This is a genomic window from Usitatibacter palustris, from assembly GCF_013003985.1.
Classification (GTDB): Bacteria; Pseudomonadota; Gammaproteobacteria; order Burkholderiales; family Usitatibacteraceae; genus Usitatibacter; species Usitatibacter palustris.
In genome coordinates this window covers 1,573,032-1,591,228 of sequence record NZ_CP053073.1, presented here as the reverse complement: position 1 = coordinate 1,591,228, position 18,197 = coordinate 1,573,032, and the positions used below count along the sequence as shown (strand labels likewise).

Annotated in this window: 22 protein-coding genes; 14 read left to right on the top strand and 8 right to left on the bottom strand. The window is 65.6% G+C overall.

Annotated elements, in window-relative coordinates:
* Window positions 1-45: 45 nt before the first annotated feature.
* The 5 genes from DSM104440_RS08070 to DSM104440_RS08050 all read left to right on the top strand — a co-directional run bounded on the left by DSM104440_RS08070 (window position 46) and on the right by DSM104440_RS08050 (window position 4,262).
* A complete protein-coding gene (locus tag DSM104440_RS08070; RefSeq protein ID WP_171161501.1) occupies window positions 46-1,212 on the top strand; it encodes a vWA domain-containing protein in 1,167 nt (388 codons plus the stop codon).
* 95 nt (window positions 1,213-1,307) lie between these two features.
* Window positions 1,308-1,865 carry an SRPBCC family protein gene (locus DSM104440_RS08065; protein WP_171161500.1) on the top strand — a complete coding sequence of 186 codons (558 nt, stop codon included), beginning with the start codon at window positions 1,308-1,310 and terminating at the stop codon, window positions 1,863-1,865.
* A 24-nt stretch (window positions 1,866-1,889) separates the two neighbouring features.
* Window positions 1,890-2,360 carry a DUF3558 domain-containing protein gene (locus tag DSM104440_RS08060; RefSeq protein WP_171161499.1) on the top strand — a complete coding sequence of 157 codons (471 nt, stop codon included), beginning with the start codon at window positions 1,890-1,892 and terminating at the stop codon, window positions 2,358-2,360.
* Between the two features lie 10 nt (window positions 2,361-2,370).
* Complete coding sequence (gene hutH / locus DSM104440_RS08055; protein ID WP_171161498.1) at window positions 2,371-3,891, top strand: histidine ammonia-lyase; 1,521 nt, start codon at window positions 2,371-2,373, stop codon at window positions 3,889-3,891.
* Window positions 3,891-4,262: a nuclear transport factor 2 family protein gene (locus DSM104440_RS08050; RefSeq protein ID WP_171161497.1), complete on the top strand. Its 372-nt coding sequence runs from the start codon at window positions 3,891-3,893 to the stop codon at window positions 4,260-4,262. Before hutH ends, DSM104440_RS08050 begins: the two co-directional genes overlap by 1 nt.
* A 235-nt stretch (window positions 4,263-4,497) precedes the next feature.
* Here the strand turns inward: DSM104440_RS08050 and DSM104440_RS08045 are convergent, their stop codons facing one another.
* Entirely contained in the window at window positions 4,498-5,499 is a 1,002-nt protein-coding gene (locus tag DSM104440_RS08045; protein ID WP_171161496.1) for an NAD(P)H-quinone oxidoreductase, read from the bottom strand.
* Window positions 5,500-5,537: 38 nt separating this feature from the next.
* Here DSM104440_RS08045 and DSM104440_RS08040 point away from each other — a divergent pair, with 38 nt between their 5' ends.
* Window positions 5,538-7,019 carry an ABC transporter permease/substrate-binding protein gene (locus DSM104440_RS08040; protein WP_171161495.1) on the top strand — a complete coding sequence of 494 codons (1,482 nt, stop codon included), beginning with the start codon at window positions 5,538-5,540 and terminating at the stop codon, window positions 7,017-7,019.
* Here DSM104440_RS08040 and DSM104440_RS08035 read toward each other — a convergent pair.
* Window positions 7,016-7,699: an ankyrin repeat domain-containing protein gene (locus DSM104440_RS08035; RefSeq protein WP_171161494.1), complete on the bottom strand. Its 684-nt coding sequence runs from the start codon at window positions 7,697-7,699 to the stop codon at window positions 7,016-7,018. The two genes, DSM104440_RS08040 and DSM104440_RS08035, sit on opposite strands and share 4 nt — an antisense overlap.
* Window positions 7,700-7,753: 54 nt before the next feature.
* Between DSM104440_RS08035 and DSM104440_RS08030 the strand changes: the two genes are divergently transcribed.
* The gene (locus DSM104440_RS08030) at window positions 7,754-8,329 is read left to right on the top strand and encodes a DsbA family protein (protein ID WP_171161493.1); all 576 of its coding nucleotides are present in this window, start codon (window positions 7,754-7,756) and stop codon (window positions 8,327-8,329) included.
* Here the strand turns inward: DSM104440_RS08030 and fghA are convergent.
* Both fghA and DSM104440_RS08020 read right to left on the bottom strand, forming a co-directional pair.
* Window positions 8,280-9,128 carry an S-formylglutathione hydrolase gene (gene fghA, locus DSM104440_RS08025; protein WP_281357043.1) on the bottom strand — a complete coding sequence of 283 codons (849 nt, stop codon included), beginning with the start codon at window positions 9,126-9,128 and terminating at the stop codon, window positions 8,280-8,282. The genes DSM104440_RS08030 and fghA overlap by 50 nt on opposite strands.
* The gene (locus DSM104440_RS08020) at window positions 9,128-10,237 is read right to left on the bottom strand and encodes an S-(hydroxymethyl)glutathione dehydrogenase/class III alcohol dehydrogenase (protein ID WP_171161492.1); all 1,110 of its coding nucleotides are present in this window, start codon (window positions 10,235-10,237) and stop codon (window positions 9,128-9,130) included. Before DSM104440_RS08020 ends, fghA begins: the two co-directional genes overlap by 1 nt.
* 228 nt (window positions 10,238-10,465) lie before the next feature.
* Here DSM104440_RS08020 and DSM104440_RS08015 point away from each other — a divergent pair, with 228 nt between their 5' ends.
* Window positions 10,466-12,034 (top strand): InlB B-repeat-containing protein, encoded by a 1,569-nt coding sequence (locus tag DSM104440_RS08015; protein WP_171161491.1) that lies wholly within the window; start codon window positions 10,466-10,468, stop codon window positions 12,032-12,034.
* Between the two features lie 145 nt (window positions 12,035-12,179).
* Here DSM104440_RS08015 and DSM104440_RS08010 read toward each other — a convergent pair whose 3' ends face one another.
* Window positions 12,180-12,848: a hypothetical protein gene (locus DSM104440_RS08010; protein ID WP_171161490.1), complete on the bottom strand. Its 669-nt coding sequence runs from the start codon at window positions 12,846-12,848 to the stop codon at window positions 12,180-12,182.
* A 93-nt stretch (window positions 12,849-12,941) separates the two neighbouring features.
* Here DSM104440_RS08010 and DSM104440_RS08005 point away from each other — a divergent pair, with 93 nt between their 5' ends.
* Both DSM104440_RS08005 and DSM104440_RS08000 read left to right on the top strand, forming a co-directional pair.
* Window positions 12,942-13,391: a hypothetical protein gene (locus DSM104440_RS08005; protein WP_171161489.1), complete on the top strand. Its 450-nt coding sequence runs from the start codon at window positions 12,942-12,944 to the stop codon at window positions 13,389-13,391.
* Window positions 13,392-13,441: 50 nt separating this feature from the next.
* Entirely contained in the window at window positions 13,442-13,915 is a 474-nt protein-coding gene (locus DSM104440_RS08000; protein WP_171161488.1) for a hypothetical protein, read from the top strand.
* On the opposite strand, the gene DSM104440_RS07995 is transcribed toward DSM104440_RS08000, so the two are convergent.
* Entirely contained in the window at window positions 13,910-14,320 is a 411-nt protein-coding gene (locus DSM104440_RS07995; protein ID WP_171161487.1) for a hypothetical protein, read from the bottom strand. The genes DSM104440_RS08000 and DSM104440_RS07995 overlap by 6 nt on opposite strands.
* Window positions 14,321-14,546: 226 nt before the next feature.
* Between DSM104440_RS07995 and DSM104440_RS07990 the strand changes: the two genes are divergently transcribed.
* The gene (locus DSM104440_RS07990; RefSeq protein ID WP_171161486.1) at window positions 14,547-15,041 is read left to right on the top strand and encodes a hypothetical protein; all 495 of its coding nucleotides are present in this window, start codon (window positions 14,547-14,549) and stop codon (window positions 15,039-15,041) included.
* A 53-nt stretch (window positions 15,042-15,094) separates the two neighbouring features.
* Here the strand turns inward: DSM104440_RS07990 and DSM104440_RS07985 are convergent, their stop codons facing one another.
* Entirely contained in the window at window positions 15,095-15,439 is a 345-nt protein-coding gene (locus tag DSM104440_RS07985; RefSeq protein ID WP_171161485.1) for a hypothetical protein, read from the bottom strand.
* A gap of 197 nt (window positions 15,440-15,636) precedes the next feature.
* Here DSM104440_RS07985 and DSM104440_RS07980 point away from each other — a divergent pair, with 197 nt between their 5' ends.
* From DSM104440_RS07980 to DSM104440_RS07970, 3 genes are read left to right on the top strand one after another with little or no spacing between them, the layout of a single operon-like run.
* Window positions 15,637-15,966, top strand: a complete 330-nt coding sequence (locus DSM104440_RS07980; protein ID WP_246212120.1) for a YbjQ family protein — start codon at window positions 15,637-15,639, stop codon at window positions 15,964-15,966.
* 4 nt (window positions 15,967-15,970) lie between these two features.
* Window positions 15,971-16,435 (top strand): YbjQ family protein, encoded by a 465-nt coding sequence (locus DSM104440_RS07975; protein ID WP_171161484.1) that lies wholly within the window; start codon window positions 15,971-15,973, stop codon window positions 16,433-16,435.
* On the top strand, window positions 16,432-17,283 hold the full coding sequence (locus tag DSM104440_RS07970) for a M48 family metallopeptidase (RefSeq protein WP_171161483.1): 852 nt from the start codon (window positions 16,432-16,434) through the stop codon (window positions 17,281-17,283). Before DSM104440_RS07975 ends, DSM104440_RS07970 begins: the two co-directional genes overlap by 4 nt.
* A 15-nt stretch (window positions 17,284-17,298) precedes the next feature.
* On the opposite strand, the gene DSM104440_RS07965 is transcribed toward DSM104440_RS07970, so the two are convergent.
* Window positions 17,299-18,174, bottom strand: coding sequence for a hypothetical protein (locus tag DSM104440_RS07965; protein ID WP_171161482.1), 876 nt, complete (start codon window positions 18,172-18,174; stop codon window positions 17,299-17,301).
* Window positions 18,175-18,197 lie beyond the last annotated feature (23 nt).

Below are 18,197 nucleotides of genomic sequence, written 5' to 3'. Positions count from 1 at the left end.
CAGGTCCTTCGGGCCTGCGGCCCTCAGGATGACAAGGTTTTGTGCATGCCCGTCCTTGCCGAAAACGTCCTTCACTTCGCGCGCATTCTCCGCGGCGCCGGACTCCCCATCGGCACCGATCGCGTGATGGATGCCGTGCGGGCACTTCCGCTCGCCGGCATTGAATCGAGGCGCGACTGGCACGCGACGCTCTCCGCCCTCTTCCTCACGCGCCACGAACAGCAGGTCATTTTCGACGAGGCGTTCGCGGTGTTCTGGCGCGATCCGGCGCTCGAGCAGCGAATGATGGCGGCGATGCTGCCGAAGGTTGCGGGACGCATGGCGGGGCTGGGTGCACGTGCGAGCCCGCGCGTGGCTGAAGCGTTCATCACGAACACGCAACCGACGCCGGCCGTTGAGAATCCGGAACAGATCGAGGTCGATGCGTCGCTCACGTTCACGGCCACCGAGCGGCTCAAGCACCTGGATTTCGAGAAGATGACCGGCGACGAGTGGCGCGAAGCCAAGCGCATCGTGGCTGGCATGCGGCTGCCGGTACCTGACGTGCGCACGCGCCGCTTCAAGCGCGCGCCCACCGGTGCGGCGATCGACCTCGCCGCGACGCTGCGGCGCTTGGCGCGCGACGGCGGGCAGATCGCGCGCATCGTGCGGCGGGAACCGCGGCTGCGCGCGCCACCGATCGTCGTGCTCTGCGACATCTCCGGCTCGATGCACCGCTACTCGCGCATGTTCCTTCACTTCCTCCACGCGCTCGTCCGCGATCGCGCGCGCGTTTCCGTGCTGCTCTTCGGCACGCGCCTCACCAACGTCACGCGCGCACTGCGCCATCGTGATGTGGATGAAGCGGTAGACGCAGTTTGCGCAGCGGTGCCCGACTGGGCAGGCGGCACGCGCATCGCGAGCTGCGTGCATGAGTTCAACTTCCAGTGGTCGCGCCGCCTGCTCGGCCAGAACGCGACACTCCTCCTCGTCACCGACGGCCTCGATCGCGACGACGCACCGGGGCTCGAAGTGGAGATGGCGCGGCTGCATCGCTCGAGCCATCGCCTGCTGTGGTTGAACCCGTTGCTGCGGTACGAAGGCTTCGAGCCGCGCGCTTCGGGGATCGTCGCGATGCGCCCGCATGTGGATGCGTTCCTGCCGGTGCACAATCTGGAGTCGCTGCGCACCCTGGGAAAGGCGCTGTCTCCTCACTCGAGATTGTCATCCTGAAAAGCGCAGCGACGAAGGACCTGCTTTAGGGTTTTAGCTGTTAAACAATTCAAGCAGGTCCTTCGGGCCTGCGGCCCTCAGGATGACAAGGGTTCATGGAACTCACCTCCGAACGCATCCTCCCCGTAGACCGCGACACTGCCTGGGCCGCCCTCAACGATCCCGATGAGTTGAAGGCCGCCATTCCCGGGTGCGAGTCGATTGAATCTACGGGCGAAAACGCCTATGCGGTGCTGCTCACGGCCGCGATCGGTCCCGTGAAGGCGAAGTTCAGGGGAAAGCTCCAGGTGACCGACATCGTGAAGCCGCAGAGCTACACGATCCACTTCGAGGGCCAGGGCGGTCCCGCGGGCTTCGGCAAGGGCTCGGCGCAGGTGGAACTCGTCGACCAGGGGAAGGAAACGTTGCTCAAATACCGGGCGACAGCCCAGGTCGGCGGCAAGATCGCGCAAGTGGGCCAGCGGCTGGTCGATGCCGCCGCCGGCAAGATCAGCGACGACTTCTTCGCGACATTTTCGTCTAGGCTTGCCGCGCGAGCCGGCATTGTGTCCAATGGAGTCCAAAGGCCACCGGAATCGGCGTCCAACGCCCCGATCTGGATCGCCATCGCACTGAACGTCCTGGTCGTCGCATTTGTCCTGGCCATGCGCTGACCGCACAAACTCCTGGGAGTTGTCATGAGAGTCATCCTTGCTGCATTGATCGTTGCCCCGGCCTTCGCGTGGGCCCAGGCCGACGAACTCGTCGATCCCTGCACGCTCCTCACTTCCGAAGAAGTCGCGAGCTTCGTCGGCGTCGATGCGCAGAGCATCAAGACGACCAAGAACACGACAGCGAAGGGCCGCGAATGCCTCTTCACCGGCAAGGGACAGAAGTCGCTGATGGTCCTCGAGGTCCGGCGCGCGAAGTACGGCAAGTCCGAGCTCGACAGCGAGGCCGAGAGCCTGCAGAAGATCTACCGCACCACGGTCGTGCCCGTCGCGGGCGTGGGCGACATCGGCTTCTGGCTGCCGGCCCGCCGCGAACTGTGGTTCTACAAGGCGAAGACGATCGGCCGCATCGCGATGGCTGGCGCCACGGGTGACGCGAAGGCGATCGAAGCCAAGACCCAGAGCGTGGGGCGGATGATCGAGGGCCGCCTCAAGTAAGGCGCGACTCATGCAGCTCCAGCCCGGCAAGCTCTCCCTCGGGCAGCTTTCCCAATATCTTCGTGCTCCCGCGCGCGTCACGCTCGCGGATGCCGATCGCCGTGCGCTCGCCGCCGGCGCGAAGGCGGTCGATGCGATGGTGCGCGCGGGCCAACCGGTCTACGGCATCAACACCGGCTTCGGCAAGCTCGCGCAAACGCACATCCCCGACGACCAGCTCGAGCTACTGCAGCGCAACCTCGTTCTTTCGCACAGCGTCGGCGTGGGTCCGCTGCTCGCCGATGATGTCGTACGCCTCACGCTGCTCCTCAAGATTGCAAGCCTCGCGCGCGGATTTTCCGGCGTGCGTCCCGAAGTGCTCGATGCGCTCCTCGCGCTGCTGAACGCCGAAGTGCTTCCGTGCATTCCGTCGAAGGGTTCGGTCGGCGCTTCCGGCGACCTCGCACCTCTCGCTCATATGTCGGCCGTGCTGCTGGGTCTTGGCGAAGTGCGCCACGGCGGCAAGGTGCTCTCCGCAACTGAAGGACTGCGTATCGCCGGATTGCAGCCGCTCAAGCTCGGTCCGAAGGAGGGCCTCGCACTCCTCAACGGCACGCAGGTTTCCACCGCGCTCGCGCTCTCGGGCCTCTTCTCGGCGGGCAACGTCTTCGCGGCGGCACTCGTCGCGGGTGCGATGAGCGTCGATGCCGCGAAGGGCAGCGATACGCCGTTCGACGCGCGCATCCATGAGTTGCGCGGCCAGCCCGGGCAGATCGCGGTGGCCGCGTGCTACCGGACGCTGCTCGCCGCGAGTGCCATTCGCGCGTCACACCTTGTCGGCGACGATCGCGTGCAGGATCCCTACAGCCTTCGCTGCCAGCCGCAGGTGATGGGCGCGTGCCTCGATGTGATTCGCACGGCCGCGGCGACGCTGCTCATCGAAGCAAATGGCGTCACCGACAATCCGCTCGTTTTCCCCGACACCGGTGAATCGCTTTCAGGCGGCAACTTCCACGCCGAGCCCGTTGCGTTCGCCGCGGATCATCTGGCGTTGGCAATCGCGGAAATTGGCGCGCTCGCCGAACGGCGCATCGCGCTGCTCATCGATTCGTCGATCAGCGGCCTGCCGCCGTTCCTGACTTCGGCTTCCGGCGTGAACTCCGGCTTCATGATCGCGCACGTCACCGCCGCGGCGCTCGCCTCCGAGAACAAGTCGCTGGCACACCCGGCGAGCGTCGATTCGCTCCCGACCTCCGCCAACCAGGAGGACCACGTCTCGATGGCCACCTTCGCCGCGCGCCGCCTGGGCGACATGGCGGAGAACACCGCGTGCATCGTGGCGATCGAGTTGCTGGCCGCGGCGCAGGGCATCGATTTCCATCGGCCCCTGAAGACTTCCGCGCCGCTTGAAGCTGCGCATGCGCTCGTTCGCAGCGTCGCCCCGCACCTCGATGGAGATCGTTTCCTCGCGACCGACATCACCGCCGTCACGCCGCTCGTTGCGAAGGGCGCGTTCGCGGCGTTCGTCGAATCGCCCTTTGCATTCGCCTAATGCCGTCCGCAGCCACCCTCGAACGATTCATCGCCCAAGTTGAACGCAACGAGCACGTCGAGGCCATCGAGGCTTTCTACGCGCCCGATGCGTCGATGCAGGAAAACAACCAGCCGCCGCGCAAGGGTCGTGATGTCCTGGTCACGAATGAGGCGAAGGTGATGGCGCGCATGAAGTCCGTGAAATCCACGTGCGTCCGCCCCGTCTTTGTAAACGGCGACCTCGTGGTGATTCGCTGGATCTTCGAATTCGAAACGCTCGACGGGAAGCGCACACGCATCGAGGAACTGGCGTATCAGCGGTGGGACGGCGAGTCCGTGGCCGAAGAGAAGTTCTTCTACGACCCGGCGCAATTCCAGCCGCTCCCCTAGCTCGGTACCAGGGCGCTTACCGCGGCGAACAGCCTATGACGCGTGGCGCCATGCCTTGTCACATTCGATGCTCGGAGAAATGTGACTGGCTATGATGCGCGGCGTCATAGGCGAATTCAGTAGTGCCTCCCCTGCGGGGCCGTTAACCCCCCAAAGCAGGTCCTTCGTCGCTGCGCTCCTCAGGATGACAGTGGGGAGCGCTCCTCAGCGCAACGCTCAAACCTCAGCGCAACGCTCAGACCTCGAGGACGATCTTCCCGATGTGCTCGCCGCCTTCCATCATGGCGTGAGCCTTCGCCGCATCGGCGAGCGGGAAGCGCGCGTGGATCACCGGCTTGATCGTTCCGGCCTCCAAGAGCGGCCAGACGCGTTCACGCAGCGACTTCGCGATCGCGGCCTTGAACTCCACCGAGCGCGGCCGCAGCGTCGAGCCCGTGATCGAGAGGCGCCGGCGCATCACCTCCATCATGTCGACCGTGGCCTTCGAGCCGCCAAGCGTTGCGATGAGCACGATGCGGCCATCGTCGGCGAGCGCGGAGCATTCGCGCGCGATGTATTCGCCCGCGACCATGTCGAGCACGACGTTCACGCCCTTGCCGCCGGTGGCTTCCTTCACGACCGCGACGAAGTCCTCGGTCTTGTAGTTGATCGCGCGCTCGGCGCCGAGCGCTTCGCACGCCTTGCACTTCTCCTCCGATCCGGCGGTGGCGAAGACGCGATGGCCCATCGCCTTCACGATCTGGATCGCCGCGACACCGATGCCGCTCGAGCCGCCCTGCACGAGGAACGACTCGCCCGCCTTCAGGCCGCCGCGATCGAACACGTTGCTCCAGACGGTGAAGTAGGTTTCGGGCAGCGACGCGGCCTGGACGAAATCGAAGCCCTTCGGAATCGGCAGGCAGTTGGAAGCGGGCGCGATGCAATGCTCGGCGTAGCCACCGCCCGGTGTCAGCGCGCAGACGCGATCGCCGACTTTCCACTCGGTGACACCCTCGCCCACCTTTTCGACGGTGCCGGCGACTTCCAGGCCCGGAAGATCGGATGCGCCCGGCGGAACAGGGTAGCGGCCGATGCGCTGCAGGACGTCGGGGCGGTTCACGCCGGCGGCCGCGACCTTGATGAGGACATCGCCCTTCGCGGGCTGCGGGATGTCGCGCGTGCGGACCTGCAGGACTTCGGGCTTGCCGGGCGTCGTGATTTCAACCACGCGGTGCGTGGCGGTGTTCGAATTTGTCATGGGCGAATGATAGCCGGGTGCGTGGGACAATGCCCGCGATGGTCCTCCGCGCGCTGCTCGCAGTAGTCACGCTCCTCGCCCCGGCCTCCGCGCCGGCCGCGGACGAGCCGCTGCGCATCGGCTCCAAGCGATTCACCGAGTCCTACGTCCTGGGCGAGCTGCTCACGCAGGCGGCGCAGCGCGACGGCGCGAAGGCCGAGCACCGACTGGGCATGGGCAACACCGCGATCCTCTTCGAGGCGCTGCGCTCGGGCGCGATCGATGCGTATCCCGAGTACAGCGGCACGATCGCCTCCGAGATCCTGAAGCTCGACGGCTCGCCCGACCTCACGAGGATCAACGCGCGCTTGGCCCAGATGGGACTCGAGGCGAGCGTCCCGCTGGGGTTCTCGAACAGCTACGCGCTGGGAATGCGCGAGGAAGCGGCGAAATCGAAAGGCATCACGAAGATCTCGGACCTTGCACCGCATCCGAAACTCGCGCTGGGGCTGTCGCACGAATTCCTCGGCCGCCGCGATGGCTGGCCCGGGCTGAAGACTGCCTACGGACTTCCGCACGAATCGCCGCGCGGCCTCGACCACGGCCTCGCCTACGAAGCGCTCGCCGCGAGCCAGGTCGACGTGATCGACCTCTACACGACCGACGCGAAGATCGCGCGCCAGGGCGTTCGCGTTCTCCTCGACGACCGCAAGTACTTCCCGCGCTACGACGCGCTGATCCTCCACCGGGTGGATGCGCCCACTCGCCATCCTGTCGCTTTCGCCGCGTTCGCGAAGCTCGCGAGCCGGATCGACGAGCCAACGATGCGCGCGCTCAATGCCCGCGCGGAACTCGATCGCGTCGCGTTCGCCGCCGTCGCCACGGAATTCCTCGATGCGCGTCGTTCAGCAAGTGGCCGCGGCCTGCGCGAAGCGCTCTTCGCCCCGGACTTCGGCCGCCTCGCGCTCGAGCACATCGGCCTCGTCTTCGGCTCGCTCATCGCCGCAGTGATCGTCGGCATTCCGCTGGGCATCCTCGCCGCGCGCGTGCGCTGGATCGCGCAACCCGTGCTCGCCCTCATCGGCCTCGCGCAGACGATTCCCTCGCTCGCCCTCCTCGCGATCCTCATTCCGCTCACGGGAACGATCGGCGCCGTGCCCGCGCTGATCGCGCTGTTTCTCTACGCGCTGTTGCCGATCGTCCGCAACACGCACGCGGGACTGCTCGGCGTTTCGCGGGGCATGCGCGACGCGGCGCGCGCGCTCGGCCTCGAGCCCGCAACCGTCCTCACCAGGATCGAACTGCCACTGGCCGCACCCACCATCCTTGCCGGCGTGAAGACCGCGGCCGTGATCAATGTCGGAACGGCGACCATCGCGGCGTTCGTGGGCGCCGGCGGCTTCGGCGAACGGATCGCGCAAGGACTCGCACTCAACGACCACACGGCGCTGCTCGCCGGCGCGATTCCCGCGGCGGCACTCGCCCTGATCGTCCACGTGGTTTTCGAAGCGCTCGAGCGAATGCTCGTGCGCAGGAGCTAGGGGCTCGGGTCCCCGACCAGGTTCGCGCGCATCCCGGCGTAGTCCGGGTGGACGCGATGCTCGCCAAAGCACAGGAGCCGCAGCACTCCCACCGGCCGTCGATACCAGCTCGCCCACGAGAGCGGCGACTCCCCGTTCACGTCGCGCGCATCAACGGTGGCGCCCACGTCGAGCAGCATCTGGATCGTGTTTTCCGTTCCGAAGGCCGCAGCGCGATGCAGCGGCGTCTCACCGCGCGTACGCGCATCGCGCATGAAGCATCCGGTCGGCGCGCCGGGTCGCGTCGCGGCGTCCGGATTCGCGCCGGCCGCGAGCAGGACCTTCACGACGGCGTCATAGGTCGTGCGGTCGTCCGAGCACATCGCCGAGTGCAGCGGCGTCTCTCCCGTCTCGGGCCTCGCGCTATTCGCCTGCGCGCCCCGCTCGAGGAGAAACTGCGCCAGGCGCCAGTGGCCGTGGAAAGCGGCCGCGTTGAGGCCGAGGTCGTGGCCGAGCGTCGACAGCGATGCGCCCTTCTCGAGGAGCATCCGCAGCGAGCTCACGTCACCGTAGTAGGCGCACCACTCGAGAAGCGGAGCGCCCGAAACCTCCGCGCCAACGAGCCCGCCCGACGCCAGGTGGTCGCAGACGAGATCAGTGCGGCCTGCGGCGATGCGGGTGGGGAGATCGGGGTTCGGCACGACGCCAGAATAGTCTGGCACCGGAAGAATGGGAACGCCGTCCTACAATGCGGGATGGCCAAACGAACGTTCGCCCTCCTGACACCCGTCACCGCCGCCGACCACGCGATGGGTCCGGCCGACGCGCCTGTCACCGTGGTCGAGTACGGGGACTTCGAGTGCCCGTACTGCGCGCAAGCCGCGCCGGGCATCCACGCGATGATCGCGCGCTACGCGGGCAAGCTCCGCTTCGTCTTCCGGCATTTCCTGCACGACTTCCACAAGCACGCGTTGCAGGCCGCCGAGGCATCGGAAGCCGCCGCGAGCCAGGGCGCCTTCTGGAAGATGCATGACCTCATGTACCGGCGGCAGGATCGCCTCGCTTTGCCCGATCTCGAGAGCTACGCACGCGAGCTTCGCCTCGACATGGACCGCTTCGGCGAGGAGATGGAAAGCCACGTTCACGTCGCGAAGATCGAGGCGCAGGCGAAGGACGGACGCCAGAGCGGCGTGCGCTCCACGCCGGGCCTCTACGTGAACGGGACGCGCTTCGACGTGAACTACGACCTGCAGAGCCTCTACGACGCGATCGACGCGGAGCTCAGTCGCGGTAAAGCCGATCCGCGTGGCAGCGCAGGTGATCGGCGATGAAGGTCTGGATGAACCAGTAGCTGTGGTCGTAGCCCGCGTGCTCCCGGAGGCGCGGCGCGATCCGCGTGCCCTCGCAGGCGACGACGAACTTGTACGGCAGGAGTTGTGTGCGGAGGAATTTGTCGTCGAGGCCCTGGTCGATGAGGATCTCGCCGGAGAAAACCGACGTCGCCGCGAGCGCGGTGGCATCGTTGGCCGCCCACACGCGCTTGTCGTCACCGAAGAACTTCGCGAACGCCTTCTCGCCCCACGGCACCTGTGACGGTGCAACGATCGGCGCAAACGCCGAGACCGCGCGGTAACGCTCGGGGTAGCGCAGCGCGCAGACGAGCGCGCCGTGACCGCCCATCGAATGGCCGAGGATGGACTGGCGATCGACGTTGCCGGGGAAATTCGCGGCAACGACACGCGGCAACTCGTCGGCGACGAACGATTGCATGCGGTAGTGCGCGCTCCACGGCGCCTGGACCGCATCGACGTAGAAGCCGGCACCGAGACCGAAGTCCCAGCTCTCGTCGTCGCCCGGAATGCGCACTTCGCGCGGGCTCGTGTCGGGCGAGACGAGCATCAGGCCGAACTCCGCCGCATAGCGCTGCGCACCCGCCTTGATCATGAACGTCTCTTCGTTGCATTCGAGCCCCGCGAGGCAATACACCACGGGCACGCGGCGCACCTCGGCCTGCGGTGGACGGAAGACGGAGAAGCGCATCGGCGTCGCGCACGCCTGCGAAGCAACGCGATAGGTGCCCTGCACCCCGCCGAAGCAGGGTCGTTCGGCGATTGTTTCGATCGGCAGCATCAGTACGTGACGACGGCGCGGATGGACTTGCCCTCGTGCATGAGGTCGAAGCCCTTGTTGATGTCGTCGAGTGGCATGACGTGCGTGATGAGCGGGTCGATCTCGATCTTGCCCTCCATGTACCAGTCGACGATCTTCGGGACATCGGTGCGGCCGCGCGCGCCGCCGAACGCGGTGCCTTTCCAGATGCGGCCGGTCACGAGCTGGAAGGGGCGCGTCTTGATCTCCTGCCCCGAGCCCGCGACACCGATGATCACCGAGACACCCCAGCCGCGATGGCAGCACTCGAGCGCCTGGCGCATGAGCTCCACGCTGCCGACGCACTCGAAGCTGTAGTCGGCGCCGCCATCGGTGAGTGCGACGAGGCGCGCGACGAGATCGCCGCCGACTTCCTTGGGATTCACGAAGTGCGTCATGCCGAACTTCTCGGCCATTTCCTTGCGCGACGGATTGATATCCACGCCGATGATCTTGTTCGCGCCTACGAGCCGCGCGCCCTGGATGACATTCAAACCAATCCCACCGAGACCGAATACGACGACGTTCGCGCCCGCCTCCACCTTCGCCGTGTTGATCACCGCGCCTATGCCGGTGGTCACACCACAGCCGATGTAGCAGACCTTGTCGAAGGGCGCGTCCTCGCGGATCTTCGCGAGCGCGATCTCCGGGAGCACCGTGAAGTTCGAGAACGTCGAGCAGCCCATGTAGTGGTAGACGGGCTCGCCGTTCAGCTTGAAGCGCGACGATCCATCGGGCATCAGGCCCTTGCCTTGCGTCGCGCGGATCGCGGTGCAGAGATTGGTCTTGCGCGACAGGCACGATTTGCACTGCCGGCACTCGGGCGTGTAGAGGGGAATGACGTGATCGCCCTTCTTGAGCGTGGTCACGCCGGAGCCGACGTCGACCACGATGCCCGCGCCTTCATGGCCGAGGATCGCGGGGAAGATACCCTCGGGGTCCGCACCCGAGCGCGTGAATTCATCCGTGTGGCAGATCCCGGTGGCCTTCAGCTCGACCAGCACCTCGCCGGCGCGCGGGCCGTCGAGATCCACGGTTTCGATGCTGAGGGGAGCTCCGGCTTTGGTGGCGACTGCGGCGCGGGTTTTCATGGAGGAATGATAGCGCGAGGCGTGGATCGCTCCTCGCCAAGGAGTGACGTGGATACGAAAAGCGACTTTGCATTCGCCTGATCCAGGGGATCACCTACTTGAGACGGAGGATCAGATGAGTGATCCAACGGATCAGTTAGCAACTGCGACTTTCGCCCCATAGCCTTCACCGGGTTCTTCGTGTCACGGTAGCGCCCATAAAACCGGGGCAGCCCAGGGAGAGCCTCCATGAAGACAATCCGACTCGCATCGGCGCCGCTGTTCGCGCTTCTTTCCACGCTCGCCGCCGCCCAGGCGCCGCAGCCGGCCACCGCACCCACGCCGAAGCAACCGGCGTCGTCCACCGCAACGCAAAAGGGCCAGCCGATTGCGCCGACGCCGAAAGGCCCGCAATACACGTTGACGGTGTCGCCCTTGCCGGACATGGCCATCGTCCAGGCCGCCTACGCCGCCGGCGATGCATCCGCCGGCGTCAGCTGCGGCAAGGCGAACTCCAAGTCAACGTGCAGCGCGTCCTTCCCCGCCGGTACCGTGCTCAAGCTGCGGGCCGTGGCTGGGAGCAAAGACTTCGACTTCAAGTCCTGGACCGGCGCCTGCGCCGGCACCACCGGCGAGTACTGCACGGTGACGATGAACCAGAACATCACCGTGGGCGCGGTCGGCGCCCCGAAAGTCCGGTTCACGCTCGAGGCGGTGCGGCCCGGGGTCGGCACGATCCGCGTCTACCCCGGCCGCGAGACCGCGGGCTCCGTGGTCGTGAAGTGTGGCGGCCCACCCGCAGACGACCGTTGCAAGAATGACATCGACGCGGGCACCGTCCTGACGGCGTCGATCGCGGGCAGCAGCGGTTTCCGCGGATGGGGCAGCCTGTGCCCGGGCACGGCCACGACCTGCACCTTCACGATGGACAAGAACGTCACGATCGACATCGTCAAGGCGCCGCCCGTGGCCGCCGCGCCCGTGTGGCCGCGGGAAATGATGACGACCGGCGACCACATGGCGGTGGGCCAGTACCTGCTCTCCAACAACAAGGGCTTCTACGCAATCCAGCAAGCCGACGGCAACCTGTGCGTCTATCGCGGCTCGGGCCCGTCGGATTCAAAGGGCGCGGTGTGGTGCCACCAGCAGGTCACGCCCAACGCGCCGCCGCCATACGTCACGGTGATGCAGGCCGACGGCAACTTCTGCACCTATCGCGGCACGTCCACGCAATACATCAGCCTCAACTGGTGCACCCACAAGGTGGCACCCGGCGGAAAGTACTTCGCGGTGCTGGAGAATGGCGGCAACCTGTGCGTCTACAAGGGCACGGGCTGGTCCGACAACCAGGGCAATTTGTGGTGTTCGACCGTGAGCGCGACCGTCATTCCGTCGTCGGGCACGCCCGTGGCGCCTCCGCCCAAGGCCGACATCTACACGCCGCCGCGGGACCGGCCCGTGCCACGGCTGCCCGTTAACGCGAACGATGAATTCCTCATGGTCAACGACACGCCCAACTTCGCGTGGGTGACGGTCTATCGGGGGAGCCCCCTCGCCTCTCAACACGCAACCGCCTGCGTGGCACCGTGGGGCTTTGTGCACCTCAAGGGAAGCCTTTTGTCGCGCACCAAGCACGAGGTCCGCGCGGAGATGACCAGCACGGAGAACTGCGCCTCGCTGCCCAACAACCGGCACGTCCTGTGCGATACGCGCTCGGACGTGGCCACCAGCGATTCGCTCCAGATCCGCTACTCGAAGGTGACGCTGAAGGCCAACGCGCAGAAGTGCTGGTGGGAGAACTACACGTTCCGGTACTAGGCAATGTCATTTACTAAGCAATGTCATCCTGAGGAGCGAAGCGACGAAGGACCTGCTGTAGGGGGTTAACGGTTAAAACCCTAAAGCAGGTCCTTCGGGCCTTTGGCCCTCAGGATGACAATCGCTTCGCTCCTCAGGATGACAGTTAGGGCCGCGCGAACAGCGCCTCATCCAGACTCACATTCACCTCAAGACGCTTCAACATCGCCCGCCACTTCCCGTCTGTTCGCGTGACATACACGGGGTGCCGGATGCCTGACTTTTCCGCATCCCACGGTCCGAAGAGCGAGCCCGCATCGTCTTCGTTCGCGCCGTAGCGGTACGGCTGGTTCGCGCGATCGAGGAGGTACCACGCGATGCGCGTCTCGCCCTCGAACACTTCGAGGCGCCCTTCCTTGCCGACCGCGAGCTTGATCACGGGGTCGCGCTTGGCGATGCGATGCAGCGTCCGGTAGACGTGGCCGCGGTACCACTTGAGCTCATCGGCGAAGAGCTCCGGCGGCACGGCCGAGATCTTGCCGTCGCGCGTCATGCGCCAGCTCTTGTCGCCGTCGATCACGCGGATCACGTGCAGCCCCTCGCCACGCGACTCGATGCGAAAGCGCGGGCGCTCGAAGTCCATCGTGATGACGGCGCGAAGGACCGAGGGGTCGCCGTCCCAGTTCTGCTGCGAGTCGTTCACGGTGTTCGTCGTGGCGGCCCAGGCGGCGCGGCCGCCCAGCGCGGTGAGCATCTTCTCGGCGAGTGCTTCGGCGTCCTGCGCGTGGACAGGCATGCCGAAAGCGATCAGGGCAATGGGGGCAAGCAGTCTCATGCGCAAATCATCTACGGCGCGGCCCGCAACTTCGTAACGGTTTGTTCTCGCCGAGGCGCACAATGGCGCCTCAACCCGCCGCTGAAAGAACTCATGAAGAAGATCATCAAAGTCGCAGGCGCCCTGGCGTTCGGCGTTCTTGCGATCCAGGCCGTCGCGCAAAATCCCTTTAACCCCATGGCCACTCCCGTCCCGTTCGTGACCGTCAACGAGACCAAGAGCCCGATGGCGGTCATGGTGTACGAAAAAATGACCGGGGAAGGCGGCGTGGTCAAAGGCGGCATGCGCCGGTATATGGGGCAAGGAAGGGAGTGCTTGAAGGCCGGCGAGACGAGGACCTGGACCATCGACGAGGCGAAGCGCTCGCGCATGGGGGTCTACGCGCAGATGACGACCACGGCCGATTGCAGGGTGCTGGCCGACAACAAGCACGAGATCTGCAAGACGGAGGTAGATATTGGCGCGTTCAGCGGGTTCAAGGTGAAGGCGCCCCAGCCGGGCAAGTGTGTCCTGGAAGGCTTCACGCCCCCGAAGAAGTCGTAACGATCGGCGAGCGGCCGATTCGCTAGGCTGTTTCCCCAGGGGGAATGGCCATGAATTCAATGCAATCGCATCGCCCGGTGCTCGCCATCGTGTTGGGCGGCTTCATCGCGGCGACCATCGACATCATCTACGCGTTCGTGAGCAACGGCTCCTATGGACGCAGCCCGCTGTGGGTGTTGCAGTTCGTCGCTTCGGGGTGGCTCGGGAAGGAATCCTTCCAGGGCGGCTGGACGTCGGGATCGATCGGGCTCGCCTCGCACTACGCGATCCTCATCGTCGCCGCGGCGCTCTACTACGCCGCGAGCCGCATATCCCCGTTCCTCAGGTCGCAAGCGGTCGCGTGGGGCTGCCTCTTCGGCATCGCGATCTACGTCTTCATGAATTTCGCGGTCTGGCCGCTCTCCGCGGTGCCGTTCAAGAACCCACCCCACACCGCAATGCGCCTCGTGGAAGGCTTCGCGTCGCACGCCCTCTTCGTGGGCGTTCCGATCGCGCTGTGCATCAGGCGCTGGACGCGTTCATAGCGTCGGGCGCGGGCAGTCGGTCTCGGTCCGGGCGCTCGTCGCCATGCGCGTCATGCCCTTCGTCTCGGGGCACAGATCGCAGGCATCCGGGCGCCACTCGCGAATGGTCATGTCACCGATGTCGTCGCACACGGGCGGTGATACGCGGGTCACCGCCACGCAGAAACGTGTCGAGCCATCCTTCGCCTGGCACGAGTAGTACGTGCGGAGGTCGTAGGCCATCGTCATTGCCGCTGCCACCACGATTGTCGTGGTCACCGGCATTGCCGCCTCGACGGGATTGAACGTCTCTGCGAACTCCGTCGTCCCGTTGTCGATGACTTCGTCGTCGTTGCTGACCAGCCGCATGCTGCTGCAGCCGCCCAGGAACAGGATCGATACGAATACCAGGCTCGCTATTTTCATGGCTTCCTCGCTTTCGGTCATGGCGAACAGTTGACTCCTCCCACGACCCTGCCCGCGTGGCTGTACTGCGCATTCCGGTGGGCAATATTCACGCAGGCGTTGCTTGTCGGGCACGTCCTACTCGGCGGAATCGCGTGCGCCTATTTCTGGCGAGGTTCGGCGCGTCGATGATCGTGTACCGGATGCATGTCGCTTACCGGCTTCACATCTCCAGGAGAAACTACAAATGGCCTCTCTCGACGACAAACTCGATGACACTCCGGACGCGAACCGCGATCCGATCACTGATGCACCCGGCGCGCACCCGATCGGTGTGGGCATCGGCGCAGCTGCAGGCGGCGCGGCCGCAGGCGCAGCCGCAGGAACGGTTGTTGGGCCCGTAGGTACGGTCATCGGCGCCGCAGTCGGTGCCGTGGTTGGCGGCCTCGCAGGCAAAGGGGTTGCCGAAATGGTCGACCCGACCGTGGAAGAAGCCTATTGGCGCACGGAATTTCCGAATCGTCCCTACGCCACGGGCGCGCGGTACGACGACTACGCGCCGGCATATCGCTATGGCGCCGACACGTTCGTGACTTACGACGGGCGTACTTTCGACGAAGTGGAACCCGAACTGAGCCGCGATTGGGATCGTGTGCGCGGCACCTCGACCCTGCCGTGGGATCGCGCGCGGGTTGCTTCGCGCGACGCGTGGGATCGTCTGCACACGCGCTTCGAAGGCTGAGTTTTTGCAGTAGGTAGCAAAAAGGGCCGCATCCCCCAGGTTGCGGCCCTTTCTCATGCGATTTCAGCGATCGCCGCTCCGAAGGTGTCCTTCAACACCTCCATGATGGCGTTCATCGCTATCTGCACCGCCGCGGGTGGGAGCTGCGTAACAGCCACGATGACGCGCTCGCATGCGTCCCTTTGAATCTTGAAGAGTTTCCTGGCGGTCTTCGGTGAGTACCCTTCCTCGGGATTCTCCTCGTAGAGCGCCACGTTCTCCGCGATGTCAGCGAGATGATCGGCGAGCTTCTCGAACTCGGCGGACGCGTACGTTTCGACGGCCTTCCAGCCCTGTCCAAACGCGGTCGCCCCCGCAGCCATCATTTCTTCAAATACCGCCTGGGCATCAACGGCCATCGCTCTCCCCTCCCTATGCGCCGGACAACGATGCTTGCGCCACCAACGGCTCGCGACGCTTTACTGCGCAATCCAGATGGGAATATTCACGAACGGGCCGGGGGACCCTCCCACAACGCAGCCGTCACCGATGTGTGGTCATAATTGCCACGCCGGGCGCTCTGTCCGGCCACGACAAACGACCCTGGGAGGGTTACATGGCATCGACTGGCATGATGGTTTCCAACATCGAGATAATCCCCGGCCGCAGGGTCAGCTCGCATCTGGGAATGGTCCAGGGGAGCACCGTTCGCGCCAAGCACGCGGGCCGCGACCTGATGGCGGGCCTCAAGAACATCGTGGGCGGCGAGCTGAAGGGCTACACCGAACTCATGCAGGAAGCGCGCGAGGAAGCGACCGAGCGCATGGTCGCGCAGGCGAAGTCGATCGGCGCGAACGCGGTGATCAACGTGCGCTTTGCCACCACGTCGGTCACGCTCGGTGCCGCCGAGATCCTCGCGTACGGAACCGCGGTCGTCCTGGAGTAGCGCCATGGAGATCTTCTTCCACTACTTCGAATGGTTCATGTTCCTGTTCCTGCTGGCGCTGGGGTTCGGCGTCGGCCGGTTCCTGGAGGCGAACCACTACGCCTCGATCCGCCAGCGCGAGACCGCGTATGCGTCGGTGCTGCTCTTCGGCTCGCGCTTCCCGCCGGACATGGCGACGCGCCAGGATTGCCAGCTCGTCACCGGCCACGTCGTGATCTCGTCGGATTACTTCAAGAAGTTCGTGTTCGGCCTTCGCAGCTTCATCGGCGGACGTTCGCGCGGCTACGAGACGCTGCTCGACCGCGGCCGGCGCGAGGCGACGTTGCGCATGAAGACGGAAGCGCGGCGCCTGGGCTCGAAGCTCATCGTCAACGTGAAGTACGAGAGCACGTCGATCTCGGGCAACCGCGGCGCCGTCCCGGCCTTCGAGATCCTCGCGTACGGAACGGCGCTGATTCCCCCGAAGTGAACTACGAGAACCGGGTTCCCGACGAGACGGTCAACTACTCGGAGGAACACCCGCTCAAGGAGTTTGCGTGGCTCGTGATCGGCGCGACGACGGCTGTCGTCGTGACGATTGCGGCGGTGGGGTACTTCGCGGCGGAGCTGGCGGCGCGCTTGCCGTATGCGGTCGAGCGCGAACTCGTCGCCGAGCGCGTCTCGCCGCCTTCCAAGGCCGATGATCCCGCGCAGGACAAGGCAGCATTGGCCCTGCGCGAACTCGGCGCACGCGTCGAAGCTGCGATGTCACTCGAGCCCGGGATGGCGATTCGCTTCCATCTGGTCGATTCCGAGATGGTCAACGCGTTCGCGACCCTCGGCGGCCAGGTGTTCGTGAATCGCGGGCTCATCGCGCGCATGCCCGACGAGAACACGCTCGCCCTCGTGATCGCGCATGAGATCGCGCACGTGAAGCTGCGGCATCCGGTTCGCGCTGCCGGTCGCGGCGTGGCCATTGGCGTGCTGCTCACGGCCGTTGGTTTCAGTGGCAGTTCGGGCGGAGACCTCACCAACCTCGTGGGCGGCGTCACCCTGCTCACCTTCTCGCGAAGCCAGGAGCGCGACGCCGATCGCGAAGCGCTCGCGGCCGTGAACAAGCTCTACGGCCATGCGGGCGGGCCGAAGGAGCTCTTCACGATGCTCGGAGCGGAAGGCGGCTCGGATTCGATGCGGCTTGCGATGCTGCAGACGCATCCACTGTCTTCGGATCGGGTCAGCGAGCTACTCGACTACGCCACCGCTCAACACTGGCCCGTCGATGGAACGCGCAGGCCGCTAAGCGCCGCGCTGGCCGCCCTCAAGTCGAAACAGAAGTAGTCGGCTCCCCCTTCCCTAAGGGACGAGGACCCACCTCGCGTGATCCTTGTTCGCCGTCGGCGCCGGGTTCTCCAGCGGACACAGGTGGCCCGCATCGTACGTGGGGACGGACATGTTGGCGCCGTCGTTGCCGCTCATGAGACAAGCCCTCGGGTTGTTCGCTTTGCGAAGGGACTTGTCGGCCGGGTTATAGATCCAACCGGTGGCGTATTGGGATCCGTCGCATTTTCCCAGCGAGACGATGCCGTTGGCTTCCGTGCGCAGGCACTTGGAGCTGTCCGCGGCCTGGCGGATCGTGCCATCGGGGCGGAAGGCATAGCGTTGGCTGGCGTTCATCAGCGCCAGGCCGCCGTTCCTCGCATCGAAGACGATGCGGCTGCTCGTGTGATAGGCCAATGCGATGTTCTTGCCGTCGGGCAACCAGGTGACCGTGGCGTACTTGTCGCTGCACCACAGGAGGCCCTTGTTGTCGCTCGGGCCCGTGCCCTTGTACGTGCAGAGGTTGCCGCTGTCCTGGAGGATGGTGAACGCTTGTCCGTTCGCACCGGTTCGCCGGTGATCCCACACGAGCCCCTTGTTGTCCGCAGGCCCCGTTCCTTTGTATATGGCGAAGTTGCCGTCACCTTGCTGGATGGCGAAGTACTGGCCGCCGCCCTGGGCGCCGGTCGCCCAAAGCGCGCCATACATGTCCTGGAAGCTCGTGCCCTTGTAGACGACGAAATTCCCGTCGCCCTGCATGTACGCGAAGAACGCGCGGTTCTCGGAAACGAGCATCTGGTCGTTGCGCAGGTACTCGCCGGACTTCAGGAAGGACTTCGCCGTTGCGCTGGTGCCGGAAAGGAGTGCGAGCGCCGTGGCACCACAGAGCATCATCGTGGAAAGCAATCTCATTGGAATCCTCGTTGCTGTTTGTG